General features: G+C 65.3%; 19 protein-coding genes. 6 read left to right on the top strand and 13 right to left on the bottom strand.

The features are described from left to right. Positions 1-98 precede the first annotated feature (98 nt). Positions 99-929 (top strand): methylenetetrahydrofolate reductase [NAD(P)H], encoded by an 831-nt coding sequence (gene metF / locus FFS30_RS14230; protein WP_137913836.1) that lies wholly within the window; start codon positions 99-101, stop codon positions 927-929. Positions 930-957: 28 nt separating this feature from the next. Here the strand turns inward: metF and FFS30_RS23880 are convergent, their stop codons facing one another. Both FFS30_RS23880 and FFS30_RS23875 read right to left on the bottom strand, forming a co-directional pair. Continuing rightward, complete coding sequence (locus FFS30_RS23880; RefSeq protein WP_171014620.1) at positions 958-1,518, bottom strand: aspartyl/asparaginyl beta-hydroxylase domain-containing protein; 561 nt, start codon at positions 1,516-1,518, stop codon at positions 958-960. Further along, on the bottom strand, positions 1,515-2,738 hold the full coding sequence (locus tag FFS30_RS23875) for a hypothetical protein (protein WP_171014619.1): 1,224 nt from the start codon (positions 2,736-2,738) through the stop codon (positions 1,515-1,517). Before FFS30_RS23875 ends, FFS30_RS23880 begins: the two co-directional genes overlap by 4 nt. Positions 2,739-2,773: 35 nt before the next feature. On the opposite strand from FFS30_RS23875, the gene FFS30_RS14220 reads away from it, so the two are divergent. After that, a complete protein-coding gene (locus FFS30_RS14220; RefSeq protein WP_137913835.1) occupies positions 2,774-3,067 on the top strand; it encodes a hypothetical protein in 294 nt (97 codons plus the stop codon). Positions 3,068-3,072: 5 nt separating this feature from the next. On the opposite strand, the gene FFS30_RS14215 is transcribed toward FFS30_RS14220, so the two are convergent. The 6 genes from FFS30_RS14215 to FFS30_RS14190 are packed head-to-tail and all read right to left on the bottom strand — an operon-like array spanning position 3,073 to position 13,314. Next, positions 3,073-3,600 carry a GNAT family N-acetyltransferase gene (locus FFS30_RS14215; RefSeq protein ID WP_137913834.1) on the bottom strand — a complete coding sequence of 176 codons (528 nt, stop codon included), beginning with the start codon at positions 3,598-3,600 and terminating at the stop codon, positions 3,073-3,075. Between the two features lie 3 nt (positions 3,601-3,603). Then, positions 3,604-4,188, bottom strand: coding sequence for a hypothetical protein (locus tag FFS30_RS14210; protein ID WP_137913833.1), 585 nt, complete (start codon positions 4,186-4,188; stop codon positions 3,604-3,606). Between the two features lie 29 nt (positions 4,189-4,217). Next, complete coding sequence (locus tag FFS30_RS14205; RefSeq protein WP_137913832.1) at positions 4,218-4,745, bottom strand: tail fiber protein; 528 nt, start codon at positions 4,743-4,745, stop codon at positions 4,218-4,220. A gap of 12 nt (positions 4,746-4,757) precedes the next feature. Next, positions 4,758-5,282, bottom strand: coding sequence for a tail fiber protein (locus FFS30_RS14200; RefSeq protein ID WP_137913831.1), 525 nt, complete (start codon positions 5,280-5,282; stop codon positions 4,758-4,760). Between the two features lie 16 nt (positions 5,283-5,298). Then, positions 5,299-5,823 (bottom strand): tail fiber protein, encoded by a 525-nt coding sequence (locus tag FFS30_RS14195; RefSeq protein ID WP_137913830.1) that lies wholly within the window; start codon positions 5,821-5,823, stop codon positions 5,299-5,301. Positions 5,824-5,847: 24 nt separating this feature from the next. Next, the gene (locus FFS30_RS14190; RefSeq protein ID WP_137913829.1) at positions 5,848-13,314 is read right to left on the bottom strand and encodes an Ig-like domain-containing protein; all 7,467 of its coding nucleotides are present in this window, start codon (positions 13,312-13,314) and stop codon (positions 5,848-5,850) included. Between the two features lie 161 nt (positions 13,315-13,475). Here FFS30_RS14190 and FFS30_RS14185 point away from each other — a divergent pair, with 161 nt between their 5' ends. Beyond that, entirely contained in the window at positions 13,476-13,829 is a 354-nt protein-coding gene (locus tag FFS30_RS14185; RefSeq protein ID WP_137913828.1) for a LysR family transcriptional regulator, read from the top strand. Positions 13,830-13,870: 41 nt separating this feature from the next. Here the strand turns inward: FFS30_RS14185 and FFS30_RS14180 are convergent, their stop codons facing one another. Beyond that, complete coding sequence (locus FFS30_RS14180; protein ID WP_137913827.1) at positions 13,871-14,893, bottom strand: phytanoyl-CoA dioxygenase family protein; 1,023 nt, start codon at positions 14,891-14,893, stop codon at positions 13,871-13,873. A gap of 209 nt (positions 14,894-15,102) precedes the next feature. On the opposite strand from FFS30_RS14180, the gene modA reads away from it, so the two are divergent. From modA to FFS30_RS14165, 3 genes are read left to right on the top strand one after another with little or no spacing between them, the layout of a single operon-like run. Continuing rightward, positions 15,103-15,897 carry a molybdate ABC transporter substrate-binding protein gene (modA, locus tag FFS30_RS14175; protein WP_137913826.1) on the top strand — a complete coding sequence of 265 codons (795 nt, stop codon included), beginning with the start codon at positions 15,103-15,105 and terminating at the stop codon, positions 15,895-15,897. 6 nt (positions 15,898-15,903) lie between these two features. Further along, positions 15,904-16,584 (top strand): molybdate ABC transporter permease subunit, encoded by a 681-nt coding sequence (gene modB, locus FFS30_RS14170; protein WP_137913825.1) that lies wholly within the window; start codon positions 15,904-15,906, stop codon positions 16,582-16,584. After that, positions 16,574-17,236, top strand: a complete 663-nt coding sequence (locus FFS30_RS14165; protein WP_137913824.1) for an ATP-binding cassette domain-containing protein — start codon at positions 16,574-16,576, stop codon at positions 17,234-17,236. The genes modB and FFS30_RS14165 overlap by 11 nt, the downstream gene beginning before the upstream one ends. A gap of 139 nt (positions 17,237-17,375) precedes the next feature. On the opposite strand, the gene FFS30_RS14160 is transcribed toward FFS30_RS14165, so the two are convergent. The 4 genes from FFS30_RS14160 to FFS30_RS14145 form a co-directional block, all read right to left on the bottom strand. Continuing rightward, positions 17,376-18,689: a HAMP domain-containing sensor histidine kinase gene (locus FFS30_RS14160; RefSeq protein ID WP_137913823.1), complete on the bottom strand. Its 1,314-nt coding sequence runs from the start codon at positions 18,687-18,689 to the stop codon at positions 17,376-17,378. Between the two features lie 58 nt (positions 18,690-18,747). Then, complete coding sequence (locus FFS30_RS14155) at positions 18,748-19,434, bottom strand: response regulator transcription factor (protein WP_137913822.1); 687 nt, start codon at positions 19,432-19,434, stop codon at positions 18,748-18,750. A gap of 380 nt (positions 19,435-19,814) precedes the next feature. Further along, positions 19,815-21,530: a M56 family metallopeptidase gene (locus FFS30_RS14150; protein ID WP_137913821.1), complete on the bottom strand. Its 1,716-nt coding sequence runs from the start codon at positions 21,528-21,530 to the stop codon at positions 19,815-19,817. Then, positions 21,527-21,931: a BlaI/MecI/CopY family transcriptional regulator gene (locus FFS30_RS14145; RefSeq protein WP_137913820.1), complete on the bottom strand. Its 405-nt coding sequence runs from the start codon at positions 21,929-21,931 to the stop codon at positions 21,527-21,529. Before FFS30_RS14145 ends, FFS30_RS14150 begins: the two co-directional genes overlap by 4 nt. Positions 21,932-21,942 lie beyond the last annotated feature (11 nt).

Raw genomic sequence — 21,942 nt, 5'->3', positions numbered from 1 at the left:
CTTATCCGATGCCTCGACCGCCGCGGCGGTTTGAATATCGCTTCATCGCGACGAAGAGATATATACTGCCCGCACCGCACACTACGATCTTCCGCACGATGACGCAGATCAGCTTCGAATTCTTTCCGCCGAAGACCGACGAACAGCGCGCGACGCTCGAGGCCGCGCTGCCGAGACTCAAGGCGCTCAAGCCTGAGTACGTGAGCTGCACGTTCGGCGCGGGCGGCTCGACCTTGAACTACACGCCGGAAACCGTGCGCCATCTGCGCGAGGACCACGACCTCGACGCCGCGCCGCATCTGTCCTGTGTCGGCGGCACGCGCGCCGAGATCGGCAAGCTCATCGAGACCTATAAGGCGATGGGCTGCAAGCGCATCGTCGCACTGCGCGGCGACCTGCCGTCGGGCATGGCCAGCTACGGCGAATTCCACTACGCAAGCGACCTGGTCGAATACATCCGCAGCGAGCACAACGGCTTTTTCCACATCGAAGTCGCGGCCTATCCGGAAATGCACCCGCAGTCCGGCGATGCGCACAGCGATCTCGCCAACTTCAAGCGCAAGGTCGAGGCCGGCGCGAACGGCGCGATCACCCAGTATTTCTTCAACCCCGATGCGTATTTCCGCTTCGTCGACGACGCGCGCCGTGCCGGCATCGCGGTGCCGATCACACCGGGGATCATGCCGATCACGCAGTATTCGCAACTGAAGCGCTTCTCGGACATGTGCGGCGCCGAGATTCCGCGCTGGATCGCCAAGCGCCTCGAAGCCTATCGCGACGACGCCGATTCGATTCGCGAGTTCGGCGCCGACGTGGTCGCCCAGCTCTGCGAAAAGCTCATCGCCGGCGGCGTGCCGGGAATCCACTTCTATACTTTGAACCGCGCCAAGGCGACCCTCGCGGTCTGCACGCGCATCGGTATCGTCTGAAGCCGCACGGCGGCGGGCGCCGCGTCTCCTAGCCGGCGGCGCGGCGAAACAATGCCGCGAGCCAATCGTTGACGCGCAGATCGATGATGAGATGCACGCGGTCCGCGTCGCCGCGATTGGCGAGGCGATGGCCGAGATCGAAGTTCAGATACCAGCACTCCCCTTCGCCCAGGATTTGCGCTTCGCCGTCGAGGATGAATTCGACCGCAGTATTCGTGTGCACGGGCACATGCAAGCGCGCCACGCCTTGCTCGAAGCAAAGACCGAAGTCGCGGTGTTCGCGTATCGTCGCGCCGCGCGCGAGCTTGAGAAAGCGCACCGATTCGACCGGGCATTCGAATCCGGCGAGGAATCGCGGCACGTAGACGCAGCGCTGCATCGCCGCGGTGTCGGCGAAATCGTCGCGCGTCGGGTCGGTGTACAAGGGCACGTGTATGCCCGGATTGCCGCGCAGCGGAATTCCGCTCCAATCGCCGCTGTAGTACTGCGTGTTGAAATGCGGATGCCAGCCGTTCGGCGCGACGGCCGTCAGATCGGCGCGCAATGCGGCCAGGTCGACATCGACCGGCAGGCGCAGGCTGCGGATCATCCTGCCTCCACGCCAAGCCGAATGCGTTCCAGCGACGCGTAGTGCGGCGCAATCCATTTCGCCGCCGCGTCGCGCAAAGCGGCACCGGCGGCTTCCTGCTTCGCTGCGCGGTCGTCGGAGAATTTCTCGTAAGGACGCTTCGCGTCGAGCGCGAGGATGGACGCAAACACATTTCGATCCACGTGCTGCGGATCGAGACCGAACAGAGAGGGCACGCGCGTCTGCAACGCTTGCGGCAATTCCGAGTAATTCACGAGCGTACCGGTATGCGCGTGCGCAACGATCGACGCACAGATCGCACCGAGCGCACGCGCCGCGTAATCGATCGGCGGCAGCGGCACGCCATCGGGCCCTGCGCCGCCGAACCATGCTTCGGGCAGCATGCCCGACACGGTGTGCCGCCCTGGCTCGCGCGCATGCGAAACCAACACTTCGACCGGATCGCGATAGGCGAACAGCCATGGCACGCGCGCACGTTCGAGCAGCGGCGCGAGCGCCAGCGCGTGCCAGGCGTCGGTCTTAATCACCACGCTTTCGTCATTGCCGGCAGGCTGCGACAACGCAGACAGCACGCCGCGGAAAACTTTCCAGTCCGCATCGTAACCGCTCGCCGCCAGCATGATCGCCGTGTCGAGCACGCCCGGTTCGCTGATCACGCGCACGCCCGGCCACGCCTTGAGTCCCTGCGCGATCAAGGTCGAACCGCAGCGCGACATATGAAAGATCAGCCCGCGCAGCGGCAGCGCGTCGGCGGCAAGCGCAGCGATGAATTCCTCGCTCAACGGTGTGCGCACCGAGAACAGGCGATTGAGCGGACGCAATCGCAGACTCTGTACGGCCTGCTCGTAAAACGAATCTCCGGCTCTTGCCGCGCCGCAGGCCCAGACCAGCTCGACTCCGCCGACGCCGAACTCGACGCCGACGGGCAGCCAGCCGCGCCGCGCCGGCAGGCTCCATGCGTGCCGCAGTTCGACGCGGTCGATTCGCCGACCGGCGAGGACTTGCTCGCGATCGTCGGCGTCGAGAACGATGCCGTGCGCGCGCGCAAATTCGTCGAGCGCGGCGAGAAACTGCGTCATCGATTCGATCCGCGCGAGCGATGCCGCGGCAGGCGCCTGGTCGGCGATCAGCCGGGCGCAACGCACCAACGCATCCGAGCCGCTCTGCGCGGCGGCCGATGTCGACTGCGGCTTGGCGCCGGTCGCGATACCTGACATCATCGCGGCGATACCCGCACTCCGCTCGCTACGCCGCCATGCTCGATCAGCTTACCGCCGCCGATTTCGAAACGCTGCCGGATCACCGCATCGAAGCACAGTTCGGCGACACGACGGTGTCGCTGGAAATCATCGAAGTGCGTCTGCTCGGGCCCAATCCGGCGCGTCGCTTGCCGGCGTTCGCGCTGACTCTGCGCGACAACGGCGCCGACTACTACGCGCCGCAGGGCATCTACGTGTACCGTCATCCTGAGCACGGACCGCTTGAGTTGTTCACCGTGCCGGCCGGCCCCGACGGCACCGGCATGCGCTACGAAATCTCCTTCAACTAAGGCCTTCATTTCGTCGCCGGCGTCCAGCGCATGAAGTCGTAGACGCCGCGATTCTCGACGAGGCCGAAGCCGAAGCGTTCATACAGGCGCCGCGCGGGATTGTTCGGTTCGACATAGAGTTCGATCACGCGCGCTGCGCGCTGACCTTCGTCAACCAGTTCGGCGAGCAGGGCCGTGCCGATGCCGTGGCCGCGGTTCGCACGCGTCAGCGCGATGTCGATCAGACCGATCTCTGCATTCGCGCGGTCGATGTAGATGCGGCCGATCGGTTCCGTTCCGCGCAGGATCAGCAAGAAGTCGGCCTGTGCGTGATAGGTTTGATAATGGTGGTGCTGGAGAGCGAACTGCTCGGCGAGGAAGTGCTGCTTCGCCTCCTCCGGCCACGGCACGGGCGCGAGTTCTTCCTCGCGCGTGCTCGCATACAGCTGGCGCATGAAGTCCATGTCGGCCGGCGTGATCGGACGAAACGTGATACCTGTGCGAGCCGACGCAACGGCGCCGAAAGGCGCGTGTGCGCTGATGCCGTCCTGCATGGGTCAGACCGTTACGGCTTCAACCGCAAGGAGCAGATGCGGGAAGTCCGCCTTCGTGCCGCTCGTGCGACAGACAACGCTGCGGCTGCCGCAGTCATCGCCGCTCAGCTCGAACCGGCGCAGGTCCGGCGGCGCGGCTCCGTCCGCGGCGACCGCGAGCAGGTAAGTGCCTTCCGCCGCGGGAACCGCTAACGGCACGCTAGTGCCGGCCTGAGTCAGGGTCATCGGCAGAAGCCCGCCCTGGCGCACTTCCCAGCGCACCGGCGCCGGCAGCGACTCATGCATCTCGCCGCGCTCTTGCCAGGCGTACCAGAAGCGATGGCTCGCGTGCGGATAGACCGCATCGAGACGCATCGGCAGCGCAGTCGAGGCCTTGATCACGCGCAAGCGGAACGCGCCGAAGTCCGCTGTTGCCGCTGCGACGGGCGCGTCTACCTGCATAAGACGCGTGCGCAGGGACGGTTCGGCATCGGCGCCGACGATACGCGTCCACGCCGGCAGCGAGGCGGCACCTAAAGCTGCTGCAGTCAATCGAAAGAAGTCGCGTCGCCCCATTCCGGCCACGGCGGCCTTGGGAAATGAATTCATAGTTGTTATCGGATCAATTTGTACGGGGATCAATTTCTTGGGGGGAAGACACCGTTCAAGGCGATGATGAAGCTCAGAGCGAGGTAAGGCATCATGTTGTTGTGCGGCTGCGATCCTACGAGCTGGGTCGCCATCGTCTGATCCATTGACACGGGGGAACCCGCGGGGGCATAGAGACTGCCGCCCTGGCTGGTCGTCAGAGACCAGTTCGCTTCCGGCACCTTGGCCGGAGTGCCGCCTCTACCGGCGAAACCCTGCATCGTATGTGTGTGCTGCGGGACTTCGCTGGAGAGAAGGGTGACGTCGGTCGTACCAGCGGTTTCGCCTACGGTGTAGGGAGACAATCCCGGTCCCTGGCCCTGGCCGATAGGCACGCTGCCTTGCAGATTGGGCAGAGCGAAATTCGAGGTTCCGTTGCCCCCGTAGAAAGTGCCGATCAAGGAAAACAGCGCGGTGTTCTGCGATATCGCCATGATCTGTCCGTTGCAGAACGCCCAGCCGCGCGGGGCGAAATTTCCCGCGAATATCTTGACCTCTGCGACAAATGGTTGCGTCATGATCGATCGCCCTCAGTTGCGGGAAGGAAAAACACCGAAAAGTGCAATGATGAAACTCAAGCACACGTAAGGTTGCAGGTTGTTGTGCGGGGTGCCGCTGCCCGGAGCGGGCGATATCGCAGCGGCGGCGAGCGCGGAGTTCGGCGGGGAATTGGTGTACACCGCCATCGTCGCTCCGGCGCCGGGCATGTTGCTGCCGGGTCCGGCCAGCGTTGCGGCAGTCGTACTGACCGATACCGTATGGTTGTGCGTGGGATACGTCTGGCTGGTCACGGTAACGGTTTCCACCCCCGCGATTTGTCCCATCACGTAAGTCAAGCCGCCGCCACTCAACGTGCCTTGATGGACCGGCACTCTGCCTTGCAGATCGGGCAGACCGAACGTGGTCACGCCGTCGCCGCCGTAAGTCGTGCCGAGCAACGCGTACAACGCTTCGTACTCTGATATCGGCAACAGCTTCCCGTTGCAAAACGCGTAGTTAACCGGCGCGAAGTTGCCGGCGAACATCTTGATTTCTCCCACAAACGGTTGGGCCATGACAGGGGCTCCGATATCAATTGCGCGAAGGGAAAACGCCCAGCAGGGCGATGCAGAAATTCACCACGTTGTACGGCTGGCGGTTCTCATGCGGTTGACTGCCGCCGTAGGGAATCAGAGTCGCGGAATTCAAGGCCACCTTGCTTGCAGCCGTCGGCGCGTTGACGTAGGGATTCTGCGTCGACGCGGCAAGCACGTTGCCGAGCGGGCCGTTGGCGGACGCCGCACCCGAATTGGCGACCACGTTATGCAAATGCGTCGGAACCTGGGTGGTGTTCAGCGTCACGAATTCCGTGCCTGCATTTTGCCCGAGCGTATACGTCGCGCCGGACAGCGCCCTTCCCCAATGCAGCGGCACGCGCCCCTGCAGATTGGGCAAACCGAATGTCTGCACACCGTTGCCGCCGTAAGTCGTGCCGAGTAAAGAAAACAAGGCGGTGTTTTGCTGAATCGACAGGATCTGTCCGTTGCACATCGCCCACCCTTTCGGCGGGAAGTTGAAGCCAAACATGCGTATCTCTGCGAGATATGGGGTTGACATGAGAGTACCTGCCGTCCTCAAGGGTTATGGGGCCACGGCGCACGTCGCCGCAACGAATCCAGGGCCTGGATTGATTACCGCCACCGCCTTGTCGGCGGCCGTCGGGCCGGAAAGCGTATTGGTGCTTATGAGATACGTCTGTACGGCGTTGACATCCGTCGCCGCACCGCCATAGCCCTGGAGCTGGAACGTCGCCGAAGTCGGCGCGTTCTGCAGCACGCTGATGCCGGCCGAGTTGTAGCCCCAGCCGTTGGTCGGCGTCTGTCCCGCAGCAGCGGACGTGTTGGCGGATACATTCAGGCACAGGCGCGAATTGTTCGAGTTCGTCGCGACGGTGATCGCGTCGAGACTGCTCGCCTGAATCATCTGCACGTTGTTCGACTTCAGGGTCAGATCGAGCTTGCCCGCCGCAGTCTGCGTACCCGCACTGATGCCGTAGCTTTGCTTGATCTGATAGATCTTGTTATTGCTGACGTCCACGGTGAGCGCGCCGCTGCCGTACTGGAAAACGTCGACGCCTTCGCCGCTCGTCGAACCCGAACTGGCCACGCCAGCATTGCCGATCGTGTTCGTGTTCAGATGCCCGGTCCAGGTGCCGGCGTTGTTGGTCGCGATCTGCACGGCGCTGCCGGTGATGCCGGTAAACGTGTTGTCGTGCAGATTGAAGGCGCCGCCGTTCGTGCTCGCCGCCGTGGTGTTGCTGCCGACGAGCGCGCCGGCGATGGCGAAGTTCGAGAACGTCGAGGAAGCCATAGTCAGGCTGGCGACATCCGTAGCGACGAGTCCGCTCGCCTGGCCGCTGTTCAAACTCATATAGCCCAGGCTCGCCGCACTGACGCTGGTCAGGACCACGGCGCCGTCACCCGTTGCTGCGCTCGTGCTGTTGGCGATCGTGCCGCCGGAACCCGCTGTCGTGCCGACGCCGGTCACACTGAACGTGCCGCTGGCGAGATTGCTCACCGATATGCCGCGCGGTGCGCCGTTGGCGGACACGCTCTGCAAGGTGAAACTGCCGCTGGCATTGGCCAGATTCACCGCGACGCCGGTCGTCGTGATCACGTTGACGCCGTTCTGCACGGTGGCGCCGGTAATGGTGCCGGTGTTGGTCAGGCCCGTGGCGGTGGTGCTGACGATGTCGAGTGACGACACGGTGATGCCGTTGCCGGCGAGAGTCACCGTCGCCGCGAGTTTGGGATTGCTCGTCGCCGCGGCGTTCTGCACCGTGATGCCGCCGATCGCCGGCAAGGTGACACCCTGGCCCCACAGCGTCGCGTTCTGCTTGAGCGAAATCGCTCCCGGCGTCGCTGTTGCGGAGGCGCCGCTTTGGACGAAGATGACATCGCCCGTGCCGTGAGCCGTGCTCGCGCTCGCCAGAGTATTGAACGGCGAAGACGCAACGCCGCTGCCGTTCGTCCCTGCCGCGCCGTTGACGTACCACACCTTGTTCGGGCCGACCGTCAACGACACCGTCGCCGGCGCGCTGACCATGCCGTTGCCGTCGGTCAGCGTGTACGTGAAGCTGTCGCTGCCGGTGTAGCCCACCGCCGGCGTATAGGTCAGCGAGCCGTTAGCATTGAGCGTGATCGCGCCGTGCGCAACAGTGGCTCCGAGCGTCACGCTGAGCGCGCCGGGGCCGGAATCGTTGGCGATCGGGTTCGTCGCGCTCGCCACGTACGGCGTTGCCGGTCCCGTACCGATGACCAGCGGCGTATTGCCGAGCGTCGCATAGCTGTCCGCGCGTGCCACCGGCAGGATCGTGACGTTGTTGACCGTGGTCGAGCCGGTGCAACCGGACGAGTCCGTCGCGGTGACGACGACGTTGCTGGTGCCGGTGTTCGTCGGCGTGCCGGACACGCCGCCGGAGGCGTTGATCGTCAGTCCCGCGGGCAGCCCGGTCGCGCTCCAAGTGATCGTGCCGGTGCCGCCGGATTGAGTGAAGGTCTGCGTGCCGTAGGCGACCTGATACTGACCGTTGGCCAAGGTGCCGCTCACCGTGATCGGCGAACATGCATTGACCACGATGGTGAACGTCGTCGACGCATCTGGCGAAACGCCGTTGCTTGCACCGAGCACGATGGGGAAGGTGCCGCCGGCGGTCGGTGTGCCGGTCAGCGCGCTGCCGGTGAAAGTAATGCCCGGCGGCAACGAACCGCTCGCGCTGAACGTCATCGCGGTCGGATAGCCGGTAGCGGCGAGACTGAGCGTGAATGGCTGGTTGATCAAAATCGTCGTGCCCGCACTGGCAGGGCTGGTGAACGTCGGCGCGCGATTCACCGAGATGGTCACGGTCGCCGCGGCCGAGGTGCCGCCCGCGTTCGTCGCCGTGTACTGGAAGCTGTCCGCTCCCGAGTAGCCCGAAGTCGGCGTGTAGGTGATCGACGTGCCCGCTGCCGTCGCCGTGCCGTGCGCCGCCGCGGCGCTCACCGCGACCGAGGTCGCCGTGCCGCCGGTGATGTTCAGCGTGATCGGGTTGTTCGTGCTGTTATACAGCACGGTCGCGCTGCTCGCACCGGCCACCGGCGCCTGCGGATTGACCGTGATCGTCACCGTGGCCGGGGCCGAGGTGCCGCCCGCATTCGTCGCCGTGTATTGGAACGTGTCGCTGCCCGAGTAGCTGGAGTTCGGCGTGTACGTGATCGAGGTGCCCGTCGCCGTCGCCGTGCCGTGCGCCGCCGCCGTGCTCACCGCGACCGAGGCCGCCGTGCCGCCCGTGAGGTTCAACGTGATCGGGTTGTTCGTGCTGTTGTAAGCCACCGTCGCGCTCACCGCGCCGGCGATCGGCGCCTGCGGAGTGACCGTGATCGTTACGGTCGCCGCGGCCGAAGTGCCGCCCGCATTCGTTGCCGTGTACTGGAACGTATCGCTGCCCGAATAGCCCGAGGTCGGCGTGTAAGTGATCGAGGTGCCCGTCGCCGTCGCCGTGCCGTGCGTCGCTGCGGTGCTGACCGCGACCGAAGCCGCCGTGCCGCCCGTGATGTTCAACGTGATCGGGTTGTTCGTGCTGTTGTAGGCCACCGTCGCGCTTGCCGCGCCGGCAATCGGCGCCTGCGGATTGACCGTGATCGTCACCGTCGCTGCCGCCGAGGTGCCGCCCGCATTCGTCGCCGTGTACTGGAACGTATCGCTGCCCGAGTAACCCGAGGTCGGCGTGTAGGTGATCGAGGTGCCCGTCGCCGTCGCCGTACCGTGCGTCGCTGCCGTGCTCACCGCGACCGATGTTGCGACACCACCCGACAGGCTCAGCGTGATCGGATTATTCGTGCTGTTGTAAGCCACGGTCGCGCTGACCGGCCCTGCGCTCGGCGCCTGCGGAGTGACCGTGATCGTTACCGTCGCCGGTGTCGAGGTGCCGCCCGCGTTCGTCGCCGTGTACTGAAACGTGTCCGTCCCCGAGTAGCCCGAGGTCGGTGTATAGGTGATCGAGGTGCCCGCTGCCGTCGCCGTGCCATGCGCCGCCGCCGTGCTGACCGCGACCGAGGTTGCGGTGCCGCCCGAGAGGTTCAGCGTGATCGGATTGTTCGTGCTGTTGTAAGCCACCGTCGCGCTGACCGCTCCCACGATCGGCACCTGCGGAGTGACCGTGATCGTCACCGTCGCCGCGGCCGAGGTGCCGCCTGCGTTGGTCGCCGTATAGTCGAACGTGTCCGTGCCCGAGTAGCCCGCATTCGGCGTATAGGTGATCGACGTACCCGCCGCCGTCGCCGTGCCGTGCGCCGCTGCCGTGCTCACCGCGACCGAGGCCGCCGTGCCGCCCGTGAGACTCAGCGTGATTGCATTGTTCGTGCTGTTATAGGCCACGGTCGCGCTGACCGGCCCTGCGCTCGGCGCCTGCGGAGTGACCGTGATCGTTACCGTCGCTGCTGCCGACGTACCGCCCGCGTTCGTCGCCGTGTATTGGAATGTGTCCGTGCCCGAGTAGCCCGAGGTCGGCGTATAGGTGATCGATGTGCCCGCCGCGGTCGCGGTGCCGTGCGTCGCTGCGGTACTCACCGCGACCGAGGTCGCTGTACCGCCCGAGAGGTTCAGCGTGATCGCATTATTCGTGCTGTTGTAAGCCACCGTCGCGCTGACCGCTCCCGCGATCGGCACCTGCGGATTGACCGTGATCGTTACTGTCGCCGGGGCCGACGTACCGCCTGCATTGGTCGCCGTATAGTCGAACGTGTCCGTGCCCGAATAGCCCGCATCCGGCGTATACGTGATCGACGTGCCCGCCGCCGTCGCCGTGCCGTGCGTGGCTGCGGTGCTCACCGCGACCGAGGCCGGCGCGCCGCCCGTGATATTCAACGTGATCGCATTGTTCGTGCTGTTGTAGGCAACGGTCGCGCTCGCCGCTCCCGCGATCGGCGCCTGCGGAGTGACCGTGATCGTCACCGTGGCCGCAGCCGACGTACCGCTCACGTTCGTCGCCGTGTACTGGAACGTATCCGTGCCCGAGTAGCCCGCGGTCGGCGTATACGTGATCGAGGTGCCGGTCGCCGTCGCCGTGCCGTGGGTCGCGGCGGTGCTGACCGCAACCGACGTTGCCACACCGCCCGACAGGCTCAGCGTAATCGGATTATTCGTGCTGTTGTAGGCTACTGTCGCACTCGCCGGGCCAGCGATCGGCACCTGCGGATTGACCGTGATCGTCACCGTCGCCGGTGCCGACGTACCGCCCGCATTCGTCGCCGTATAGTCGAACGTGTCCGAGCCCGAGTAGCCCGAATCCGGCGTGTAGGTGATCGACGTACCGGTTGCCGTCGCCGTGCCGTGCGTCGGCCCCGTGCTGACCGCGACCGAGGCCGGCGCGCCGCCCGTGATGCTCAGCGTGATCGCATTGTTCGTGCTGTTGTAGGCCACCGTCGCACTGACCGGTGCCGCAATCGGTGCCTGCGGAGTGACCGTGATCGTCACGGTCGCCGGGGCCGAGGTGCCGGTCACGTTCGTCGCCGTGTACTGGAATGTGTCGGTGCCCGAGTAGCCCGCGGCCGGGGTATACGTGATCGAGGTGCCCGTCGCCGTCGCCGTACCGTGCGCCGCCGCCGTGCTGACCGCGACCGAGGCCGCGGCGCCGCCCGAGAGATTCAGTGTGATCGCATTGTTCGTGCTGTTGTAGGCGACCGTCGCACTCGCCGGCCCCGCGATCGGCGCCGGCGGATTGACCGTGATCGTCACCGTCGCCGGTGTCGAGGTGCCGCCCGCGTTGGTTGCCGTGTACTGGAACGTGTCCGTACCCGAATAGCCCGAGGTGGGCGTGTAGGTGATCGACGTGCCTGCCGCCGTCGCCGTACCGTGCGTCGCTGCCGTGCTGACCGCGACCGATGTCGGCGTGCCGCCCGTGATGCTCAGCGTGATCGCATTGTTCGTGCTGTTGTAGCCCACCGTCGCACTGACCGGCGCGGCGATCGGTGCCTGCGGATTGACCGTGATCGTCACGGTCGCCGGGGCCGAGGTGCCAGTCACGTTCGTCGCCGTGTACTGGAATGTGTCCGTGCCCGAGTAGCCCGAGGTCGGTGTGTAGGTGATCGACGTACCCGCCGCCGTCGCCGTGCCATGCGTCGCCGCGGTGCTCACCGCAACCGACGTCGCTAGGCCGCCCGTGAGGTTCAACGTGATCGCATTATTCGTGCTGTTGTAAGCCACCGTCGCGCTCGCCGGCCCTGCGATCGGCGCCTGCGGATTGACCGCGATCGTCACGGTCGCCGCGGCCGAGGTACCTCCGGCGTTCGTTGCCGTGTATTGGAACGAGTCCGCACCCGAATAGCCCGCGGTCGGCGTATACGTAATCGACGTGCCCGCCGCCGTTGCCGTGCCGTGTGTCGGCCCGGTGCTCACCGCGACCGATGTCGGCGTGCCGCCCGTGATGCTCAACGTGATCGCATTGTTCGTGCTGTTATAACCGACCGTCGCGCTGACCGGCCCCGCGACCGGTGCCTGCGGATTGACCGTGATCGTCACCGTCGCCGCAGCCGACGTGCCGCTCACGTTCGTCGCTGTGTACTGGAACGTGTCCGTGCCCGAATAGCCCGAGTTCGGCGTGTACGTGATCGAGGTGCCTATCGCGGTTGCGCTGCCGTGTCCGGGAGCCGCGCTTACCGCGACCGACGTTGCTGCGCCGCCAGTCAGGTTCAGCGTGATCGGATTGTTCGTGCTGTTGTAGGCCACGGTCGCGCTCGCCGGACCCGCGGTCGGCACCTGTGGATTGACCGCAATCGTCACCGTCGCCGCGGCTGACGTGCCGCTGACGTTCGTCGCCGTGTACTGGAACGTGTCCGTGCCCGAGTAGCCCGAGTTCGGCGTGTAGGTGATCGACGTACCTGTCGCCGTCGCGCTGCCGTGTCCCGGGGCCGCGCTCACCGCGACCGAGGTCGGCGTGCCGCCGGTGATGTTCAACGTGATCGGATTGTTCGTGCTGTTGTATCCCACCGACGTGGTCACCGCGCCCGCAATCGGCGCCTGCGGATTGACCGTGATCGTCACCGTCGCCGGTGCCGAGGAGCCGCTGACGTTTGTTGCGGTGTACTGGAACGTATCCGCGCCCGAGTAGCCCGAGTTCGGCGTGTAAGTGATCGAGGTACCGGCCGCCGTCGCGCTGCCATGTCCGGGCGGCGTGCTGACGGCCACCGAAGCGGCCGCGCCGCCGCCGATGCTCAGCGCAATCGGATTGGCCGTGCTGTTGAACGCCACGGTCGCGCTGACCGGATTGGCGACCGGCGCCTGCACCGGCGGCGCGAGATTGCCGACGACGTCGATGCGGAAGTACAGGTTCCCGTTGAGCAAGGCGGTGTAGAAGGCGCGCAGGTCGATCGCGGTCTCGCCGCTGGTCGAATCGCCGGTCGGATCGGTCGCGAGCGGATTGATGCCGGCCCAGTTGAAGATCGCCGCGCCGGCCACGCCGCTGAGCAGGACGAATCCGGCCAGCACGCGCTTCATCCAGCGCCGCCGCGCCGCACGCGATCCGAGCGCGAGCAGCGCGAGGATCAGTAGCGCGATCGCCGGAACGCCGAACAACGGCGCCGGTATGACCGGACCGGGCGGGATAGGCGTGTTGACCGCGAAAAGTATCGGCGCGCCGCCCGCTGCGCCCGTGGTGTTGAGCAGCACATCACTGCCGTTCGCGCTGCGCGCGACCACGTACAAGCGCACGGTGGTCGCGCTCGGGGCGACGAGCGACGCGGTCGCCGCGGAGATTTCGATTTCCGTCCCGCCACCAGTGCCCGCACCGACGCTGACCGCCGCAATGCCGACCGGCACCGGAGCGCCGAAGCTGCCGCCGGAACAGGTACTGCTGGTGACCGAGGCGACCTGCGGCGGCGAGCCGGCATTGATCGTTGCGGTAAGTACGGTCTCTGCGCCAGTGAGCGTGCCGCCGGGCAGACTCACACTGCAGCCTGTCGACGGGTTGTTGTCCGCGTCGATGTAGACCGAATAGGTATAGGATTGGGCAAACGCCGTCGACGCGCTAAACAGCACGACCAAGGCGAAGAGACGCCGGACGATGGATAGCACGCGATTCCCCCGAATCGTAGATGTGTCGACTGCGACAGGCAAACCAGCGGCGCGTCGACAAGGGCGAGGATACTACTCATATCGGCTCCCGAATAGTGGAACCCGATCACAGATTCTCAAATCCGGGCCGGACGACCGGCTCTTTCTGCGCAGATAGGCCCATGCCTCGATCTCCCGCTTTACGCTTTCGTCTGCTGCTCGACTCCGATCACGCACTCGGCCCGGGTAAAGCCGACCTGCTCGAAACGATCGCCGCGACAGGCTCGATCACCGCGGCGGGGCGCGGCATGCGCATGAGCTATAAGCGCGCCTGGCAGCTCGCGGACGAGCTCAATCGGAGCTTTGCCTCGCCGCTGATCGTCACCAACAAGGGCGGCAAGCGCGGCGGCGGGGCGGTGCTGACACCGACCGGCGAGCAGGTGCTGGCGGTCTACCGTGCAATCGAAGCCAAGGCGCAGAAGGCTTTCGCCGCCGAAATGCGCATCCTCGCGCGACTGCTCGCCGAGAAAGAATAGGCGGCGCGGAAAAGCTCGGACCGAAGGCACGCTGGCCGGATTCAGAAGCGCTCGGACGGACGCGCCGGAAACATCGTCAGGTATTGCACCACGCGCGGCCGGGCCGCGCGATTTGGGCTGCTGCCATGCGGCAGGGCCTGATGCCAGAGGATCAAATCGCCGGCGTTGCCGGCGATCGCCTTGGCCGGCGTACCGCGGATGTGATCGTGCGGATCCGCTCGGGGCGGCAATGACTGCAGCCAACCGTCGAGCGTTTTGTGGAATCCCGGTACGCATGAAAAGGCGCCCTGCTCCGCCGCCGTATCGCCGAGATAGAGCAGACCCTGCACGCCGAACCCGATTGGCTTGGTCATGTCGGCATCCCAGTGCAAATGCGGTCCCGGGAAGATGAAGCCCGCTTGCTCGGGAGGATTGAAGCCGCAGCGGTCGAAGGTCGGCAGCAGATCCGTCGTGCCCCAGAGCTGCGAGAACGCTTTGTGGATGCGCGCCGACCGGCGCGCCGGCTCCAGCGCCGGATGCTGGAACAACTGCACCATAATGCCCTGGGCATGGTTCCTCTGGTACCAGGTCGACGCATCGTCGGCACGCACGCCGATGAATTCGTGCACCGCATCCACCGCAGCCGCGCACTGCTGCGCTGAGATCGCATCGCGCAACACGACGATGCCGTGCTCGTCCCAGGTTTCCAGATCGCTCGCATCGAACACCGCCGGCATGGCCGCGATTTCCTCGAACCGGCGCTGAGTCTGCGCGTCGTAAGCGCCGCCGGTCAGCGCCGCGTTGAGTCGGGCGATGCACGCCGGATCGATCGAGCCGCCGTTCAATTCGAGGATCCAGGCTTCGAGCTCGTCGAATGTGCGTTCCGGCGTCAGGTAGCGCGCGATCTGTTCGAGCCCGATTCCGAGGCCGTGGATCAGCACCATCTCGTGTACCCATTCGTGCTGGCGGGCCGCGGCATCGCCACGCTCGGCCAGGACGCCGCGATGCGTCCAGCGCCACCACAGCCTTTTCAGGCGCACGACACCGAGCGAACCCGTTTCCTCGATTTGCGGCTGCTGCGACATGGACTGGCTTCAACGTGGAGGAGTCGGAATTCCGCGCGGCATGGCGTGCACTGCCGCCGCGGCATCCTATTGGAAAACCCGCGGGCATGAAACGCCCGCTCGCACCGCGGACATACGGATTTGCACAGACCGCCTCGCACCGAATCTGGCGACCGGCACTACTGCACGATATAGTCGGACGACCACACCGACACCGCAGGGAATTCCCCATGCCGGCGCAATCCGCCCACTCGTTCCGCTTCCGCTCGACGGTGGCCGCCGCGCTCTGCACCGTTGCGTTGTTCGCCTTATCGAGCCGGGCTTCGGCGAAGGACGAGTTGACCGTTTCCGCCGCAGCCAGTCTGACCAATGCGTTCAACGACATCGCGCGCGACTACGAGGCACGGCATCCGGGCACCCACGTCAATCTCAACTTCGCCGCGTCCGACGTGTTGCTGAAACAGATCGAACAGGGCGCGCCGGCCGACGTGTTCGCCAGTGCTGACGAAGCGACGATGGATCGCGCGGCGGGCGCCGGACGTATCGATGCGTCTTCGCGCAAAGATTTCGCGGCGAATACCCTGGTGCTGATCGTGCCGGACGCGAATGCTGCGGTGCCGACGAAACTCGATGATCTGAGCCAGGCGACGTACAAGCGCATCGCCATCGGCAATCCCGATTCGGTACCGGCGGGGCGCTACGCCAAGCAGGCACTCGCCGCAGCCAAGCTGTGGGAATCGCTGCAGGCCAAACTCGTGCAAGCGCAGAACGTGCGCCAGGCGCTCGACTACGTCGTCCGCGGCGAAGCCGAAGCCGGTTTCGTCTACGCGAGCGACGCGGCTTCGCAGGCAACCAAGGTCAAGGTCGCGCTGACCGTGCCGACCGCGACACCCGTGCGCTATCCGGCCGCCGCGGTCGGCAGTTGCAAGGAAAAACCTGTGGCTTGCGAGTTCGTCCAGTTCCTGCTCGATGCGCAAAGCCGCGCGACGCTGTCGCGCTACGGATTCAGCGCTCCCACGCCGTAAGCGCGCTTGGAATTTCTCTCTCCACTCTGGCTAACGCTCAAGGTTGCCGCACTCGCGACCGCACTCGCGCTGATCCTCGGCGTCGCCGCGGCGCGTGCGCTCGGACGCCGCGACGGCATCGTGCGCGACGCGGCGGAGTCGATCCTGACCCTGCCGCTTGTGCTGCCGCCGACCGTGCTCGGCTACTACCTGCTCGTCGTGCTCGGCCGCAACGGCGCGATCGGCGGATGGCTGCATGCGACTTTCGGCATCAGTTTGATTTTCACCTGGCAGGGCGCGGTGATCGCGGCGGCGATCGCGGCGTTTCCGCTGATCCTGCGCGCGGCACGCGCGGCGTTCCGTGACGTCGATCCGCAACTCGAACGCGCCGCGCGCACCCTGGGCGCGAACGCGACCGCCGTGTTCTTCCGCGTCAGCCTGCCGCTGGCCTGGCGCGGCATCGCCGCGGGCGCTCTGCTTGCCTTTGCGCGCGCAATGGGCGAGTTCGGTGCGACCCTGATGGTCGCCGGCTCCCTGCCCGGCCGCACGCAGACGCTGTCGATCGCGATCTACAACGCGGTGATGGCCGGCGACGATGCGGGCGCGCAGACGCTCGTCCTCGTCTCGCTCATCGTCGCCGTCGTCGCTCTCGTCCTCGCCGCGCAGATCCTGCAGCGCACGCACCGCGGAGGCGACGATGGCGCTTGAGGTCGACGTCGGCAAAACCTTGCGCGCGCGCGGACGCGAATTCCACCTCGAGGTGAAATTCGCGAGCGACGCAGCCGTCACCGTGCTGTTCGGCCCGTCGGGCGCGGGCAAGACGCAGACGCTCTATGCGATCGCCGGGCTTGCGCGGCCCGAACGCGGCGTCATCCGTCTCGGCGGCGACGCGCTATTCGATTCGCAACGCAAGATCGACCTACCGACGCACCGGCGCAGAATCGGCTACGTCTTCCAGGACTATGCCCTGTTTCCACATTTGAGCGTTGTGCAAAATGTTGCATTTGCGACATCGCGCAGCGCTGTGTTCAATCCGCGCACGGCGACCGGCGAAGTCTACGAATTGCTCGCGCGCTTCGCACTCGGCAAGCTCGCTTCGAGCTATCCGCATCAGTTGTCGGGCGGCCAGCGCCAGCGCGTCGCACTCGCGCGCGCGCTCGCGGCCAAGCCACGCCTGCTTCTGCTCGACGAACCGTTCGCCGCCTTGGACGCACCACTGCGCGCGCGCCTGCGCGAGGAACTGATCAAGATCCGCAAGGAATTCGACGTACCGATGGTCGTGATCACCCACGATCCGGACGATGTCGCCGCGCTCGGCGGCCGAGTCGTCTCGATTGCGGACGGACGCACCGTCGCCTAGGGGCGCGCGGCTCTTCCCCGTTTTGCGCCGAGGATATCGAGCCAAGCGGGCTCCGTAATTGTGAGATGCCGAACCGATCGCTTCCGAACATCGATCTTCACCGGCGGAAAGCCGGGTTCGACGGATCGAATCGCTGCGGTCAACGCAGACGGAAGTCGAGCGTGGCGACGGCGCCGCCCTGCGGCCGCGGCGCCAGGCCGACGTGCCAGTCGTAGAGCTGGCACAGGCGGATCACGATCGCGAGGCCGAGGCCGGCCCCCTTGGTGCCTTCCGAAGATTCGCCGCGCACGCCACGCTGGAACAGTTTCTCCGCGTCCTCGGCCTTGATACCGGGGCCCGAGTCCTCGACCGTGACGACGCCGCGCCCCGCGCCGATCGTGATGATCACGTCGCCCTTCTGCGTGTACTTGAACGCGTTGCCGATCAGGTTGCCGAGCGCGACTGCGATGACCGACGACGGCGCAACCACTTCGACCGTCTGGTCGACGACCAGATGCACGTCGATCGGCTTCCTGCCGATATGCGAGCGGTAGACGTCGATCACCTGCTCGGCGACCTTGGCGACGTCGGTTGTCTCACCGTCGTTCGGCGCGCTGCGCTCGCTGCGCGAAAGCAGCAGTAGTGCGTTGGTCAACTCGGTCGACTGCTTCGCCGCGCGCTCGATGCGCTTCAGACGCTCGCGGATCTTGTCGTCGATCTTGTCCGAGTTGAGCAGCAATTCGGTGGTGCCGGAAATCACCGCAAGCGGCGTGCGCAGTTCATGGCTGACGTCGGCGTTGAAGTCGCGATCGCGCTGGACGATCGCGGTCAGGCGCTTGGAATAGTCGTCGAGCGCCGCCGCCAGCTCGCCGACCTCGTCGTTGGCGAAGTGCGGGGCGAGCGGTTCGACTTTGCGCGTCTGGCGGAAAGTACGGATGCGCTGTACGAGTTCGGTGACCGGGCTCATCACGCGCCGCGACAACCAACTGCCGATCAGGATCGACAATCCGAGAAAGAGAACGGTGACGACGCCGAGCGCACGCAGCAGTTGCACCTCGTTCAATTTCTGCGTGCTGACGTCGTAGCGTAGAAAAGCCCAGTAGCCATCGTCCTTGTACACGGCCAGCTTGTACTGCCGCAGTTTGCCGCCGACGCCAGGCTCCTCGACTTCATACACGCCGGTTTGATCGTATTGACGCCGGTCGAACGGCACGTTGGCAAACTTCGTCGCACCGTAGATCCACGGTTCGTATCGTGGCACCGCCCAACGCGCGTCCTCTTCGGGATGCTCGCGCTTGAAGTCGACGAAATCTTTGACCAGGCGACCGAGGTCGTTGTTGACGAGTTGGTCTTCCAGGCGCGCGCGCATGTACATCGTCGCAGCGGCAAACAGCGCCGTCAGCGCAAAGCCGAACAAAGCAAACGAGATGATGATGCGGCTGCGTAGGCGCCGACGGAATTTCGTGGGTCTCATGCGCGCCGAAGGATCGGCGAAGTATCGACGCAGCGCAAGCGGATGTCGCCCTGTGGAATCAGTTCGCCGCTGCGTCCGGATCGACCATGCGATAGCCGATGCCGTGACGCGTCTGGATCAGCGCCTTGTCGAACGGCTTGTCGATCGCTGCGCGCAGGCCGTGGATATGCACACGCAGGCTGTCGCTGTCGGGCAATTCCTCGCCCCAGACGCGCGTTTCCAGCTCCTGGCGCGTGACCACCGACGGGCTCGATTCCATGAGGTTCTGCAGCAGCTTGAGGCCGATCGGATTGAGCTGGATCGTCTTGTCGCCGCGGGTGACGATGAGCGTATCGAGGTTGTAGGTCAGATCGGCGACCTGAAGCACGCGGCTCTGGATGCCCTTGCCGCGGCGCGCCAGCACCGACAGGCGCGCTTCGAGCTCCTGCAGCGCGAACGGCTTGACCATGTAGTCGTCGGCGCCCGAGTCGAAGCCGGTCAGTTTCTGGTCGAGTGCATCGCGCGCGGTCAGCATCAGCACCGGAGTCTGCCGGCGCGCCTCCTGGCGCAGCTTGCGGCACAACTCGAGACCGTCCATGCCGGGGAGCGTGAGGTCGAGCACGATCGCGTCGAAGTCATGCGAAATGGCCAGATGCAACCCGGTCACCCCGTCGCCGGCAAAGTCGACGGTGTGGCTCTTTTCCTCAAGATAATCGCCGATGTTCGCGGCGATATCGCTATTGTCTTCGATGACCAGAATTCGCATGGTGGAGAGCTTACTCGTATGTGGCCGAAAATGCTCGGCCGGTCGGAATTCGATTTTGCGGCGTTCGAGGAGTTCCCGAAACGGGACGGCCCTCATTCGCGAAGCCCGCTATCCATCGCAAGCCGCTGCCATTCGGGAGCGGGCCAAAGCGACCGTTGCCGGATTCTCGCCGCTGTCGGCGGAGGCGGAACGCAGCCAATAAAAAAGCCCAAGGAGGCGCCATTGGGGGAACGCACCTCGCTTGGGCTTAAAGCTACTGCCCCGATTACCGTAATCTGCCAGTCACCTGACCTGACCTAGGAGTGTCGAGCACAATTACAGTGGAATCGATGTTAGGCGCGCTTCAATTAAATCAGCGTTAAGGCAACCTATTGGTTTCGTTAATTTATCCGGCTTTCGTGATTTTGCCGACGACAAATATGCGAACCCGTCACCTCACGGCACGCGGCCGGTGCGGAACCCGCGGTGAAGGCGAAACTGCGCACATAACGCTCGCCGGCCGACGCAGCAGGCACTTCGAACTGCCATTGCTGCAAGGCCACGATCGCGGCGCGGTCGAAAACTCCGGCGGGCTGCGCATCGAGCACACGGATATCGCGCACATTGCCGTCGGCATCGACACGGAATTCCAGATCGACACGTCCGGTCACACCGCTGCGCAACGCGCCGCTCGGGTAGCTCGGTTGCACGATATGCACGGGGCGCGGATTTGAGATTGCGGGCGCTGCCTTTTTTAGCGAGTCGGTCGGCGCGGCCTGACTCAGCGGAGGCACCGATTGCGCTTCCGTTATCGGCTTTGCAGGGGCAGTGATCGGATATTTTTCGCGCGAAGACAACTCGGCGGCTGGCAGAGCAACCTCGGCGGCTAGTTTGAATTCGGACTTCGGCAGCGCCGGTGGCGGCGCTATCTCGCTTTCGACCGCGGATGGCGTTCGTAAGACGACCGCCGCCGGCTCGATCCGCAGCGGCAACGCCGAGGCGTCGGGATGAATGCGGAACGTCGCTGCGGCAAGCAATTCGGCGCTCGTCGCCGAGGCGCGCGCGAGCATCACCCCAACCGATTCTCCGGTCCAAGAGTTCAGGCGCAACACGACCAACAAGAAGCCGGTGCAGAGTAAGGCCAACGGCAGGAACATGCCGCCGCCGCGCGACTGCAGCGCGTACTCTGCCTCGCCCGGCTCGACGATTCTGCGCACGCGCGTGAACAGCACGCCGCCATCGGCGCCGAGCGCGGGTTGGAGTGTCCCCAATCCGCGGCCCGAACCGTCCTGCACCCATTCCTCGAGGTCGGCCAACGTGCGCGCATAGGCGACGCGCTCACCGCCGCCGACGCTCAGTACCATATCGTCGCAACATTGCTCGCGCTGCTGACGCACGTCGGAGCAGATCCAATGCACGGCCGGGTGATAGAACAGCAAGGTCTCGACGACAATCTGGACCAGGTTCGCGAGATAGTCGTAGCGGCGCACGTGAGCAAGCTCGTGGGCCAGGATCAGTTCGATCTGGGAAGGCGTGAAACCGCTCAGCAAACTCGCCGGCAGCAGAATCACCGGCTTGAGCCAACCGACCAGGGTCGGCGCGCTCACCTCGAACGAGGACAACAGGCGTATGGGGCGCGGGATGCCGAAGCGCATACTCAGGTCGATCAAGCGCAACTGCCAATCGCGCGGCATGGCGACGGCCGAACTCACGATCGCAGTCAGGCGACGCCAATGCAGAAAGGAGCGCAAGCCGATCAGGCTGACGCCGGCCAGCCAGACGCCGACGCACCAAGGCAACAGAAATTCGAAATCAACGACGGCGCCGGGCTGAACCGATACGGGCGGAGCCGCGGACGCCAGCGGCTCCACCGAAGTCACCGCAAATGCCGGGTCGCCGGGCGAAGGCCATAACAAGGCGAACGTCAGCACGGGGCAGGCAAGCATGGCCGTCAGGCAGAACATGCCGAAGCCATGCCGGCCGTGACTGGTCGAGCAGCGCCCGCGCAGCAGCGCATAAGCCAAGCCGATCAGGGCGCCCTGCCAGAGAAAATGCAGCAGGCTCCAGCCCAACGCATGGATGTACGGCGCAAAGGTCGTCAGCAGCACATTCATCATGGCTTCTCGGAATCGATGCGATCGAGCAATTCGCGAATCTGCTTCAGTTCCGCCTTCGACGCACGCGGCGCCTCGCCCAGTACGTGCAGCACGAGTTGCGAAGGCGAACCATTGAATAAACGGGCGACCATGTCGGAAAGGAAACGCTTCTGCGTGCGTTGTTTGCTCAGCGCGGCGCGATAAACGTGCGCGCGCTGCGCATCGTCACGCACGACCAGGCCCTTGCCGTGCATGATCTGCATCAGTTTGAGCACCGTCGTGTAGCCCGCTCCGCCGTCGCCGTGCAGGCGACCATGCACATCGCGCACGGTGCTCGGACCGTGCTCCCAGAGCACGCGCAGGATATCGAGTTCGCTCGCAGTCGGCCGCGGTAACGCCTTGTTGTCAGCCTGCAATTTCATGGGAGACAGGG

The organism is Rudaea sp. 3F27F6 (assembly GCF_005503555.1).
Taxonomy (GTDB): domain Bacteria; phylum Pseudomonadota; class Gammaproteobacteria; order Xanthomonadales; family Rhodanobacteraceae; genus Rudaea.
The sequence above is the reverse complement of the archived record's forward strand: the minus strand, read 5'-3'. Positions and strand labels throughout refer to the sequence as shown.

What these genes read in the sequence shown, in the direction of transcription:
- metF (WP_137913836.1), top strand. Translation starts at nt 99, where the DNA reads ATGACGCAGATCAGCTTCGAATTCTTTCCGCCGAAGACCGACGAACAG.
- FFS30_RS23880 (WP_171014620.1), bottom strand. Translation starts at nt 1,518, where the DNA reads ATGATCCGCAGCCTGCGCCTGCCGGTCGATGTCGACCTGGCCGCATTG.
- FFS30_RS23875 (WP_171014619.1), bottom strand. Translation starts at nt 2,738, where the DNA reads ATGATGTCAGGTATCGCGACCGGCGCCAAGCCGCAGTCGACATCGGCC.
- FFS30_RS14220 (WP_137913835.1), top strand. Translation starts at nt 2,774, where the DNA reads ATGCTCGATCAGCTTACCGCCGCCGATTTCGAAACGCTGCCGGATCAC.
- FFS30_RS14215 (WP_137913834.1), bottom strand. Translation starts at nt 3,600, where the DNA reads ATGCAGGACGGCATCAGCGCACACGCGCCTTTCGGCGCCGTTGCGTCG.
- FFS30_RS14210 (WP_137913833.1), bottom strand. Translation starts at nt 4,188, where the DNA reads ATGAATTCATTTCCCAAGGCCGCCGTGGCCGGAATGGGGCGACGCGAC.
- FFS30_RS14205 (WP_137913832.1), bottom strand. Translation starts at nt 4,745, where the DNA reads ATGACGCAACCATTTGTCGCAGAGGTCAAGATATTCGCGGGAAATTTC.
- FFS30_RS14200 (WP_137913831.1), bottom strand. Translation starts at nt 5,282, where the DNA reads ATGGCCCAACCGTTTGTGGGAGAAATCAAGATGTTCGCCGGCAACTTC.
- FFS30_RS14195 (WP_137913830.1), bottom strand. Translation starts at nt 5,823, where the DNA reads ATGTCAACCCCATATCTCGCAGAGATACGCATGTTTGGCTTCAACTTC.
- FFS30_RS14185 (WP_137913828.1), top strand. Translation starts at nt 13,476, where the DNA reads ATGCCTCGATCTCCCGCTTTACGCTTTCGTCTGCTGCTCGACTCCGAT.
- FFS30_RS14180 (WP_137913827.1), bottom strand. Translation starts at nt 14,893, where the DNA reads ATGTCGCAGCAGCCGCAAATCGAGGAAACGGGTTCGCTCGGTGTCGTG.
- modA (WP_137913826.1), top strand. Translation starts at nt 15,103, where the DNA reads ATGCCGGCGCAATCCGCCCACTCGTTCCGCTTCCGCTCGACGGTGGCC.
- FFS30_RS14165 (WP_137913824.1), top strand. Translation starts at nt 16,574, where the DNA reads ATGGCGCTTGAGGTCGACGTCGGCAAAACCTTGCGCGCGCGCGGACGC.
- FFS30_RS14160 (WP_137913823.1), bottom strand. Translation starts at nt 18,689, where the DNA reads ATGAGACCCACGAAATTCCGTCGGCGCCTACGCAGCCGCATCATCATC.
- FFS30_RS14155 (WP_137913822.1), bottom strand. Translation starts at nt 19,434, where the DNA reads ATGCGAATTCTGGTCATCGAAGACAATAGCGATATCGCCGCGAACATC.
- FFS30_RS14150 (WP_137913821.1), bottom strand. Translation starts at nt 21,530, where the DNA reads ATGATGAATGTGCTGCTGACGACCTTTGCGCCGTACATCCATGCGTTG.
- FFS30_RS14145 (WP_137913820.1), bottom strand. Translation starts at nt 21,931, where the DNA reads ATGAAATTGCAGGCTGACAACAAGGCGTTACCGCGGCCGACTGCGAGC.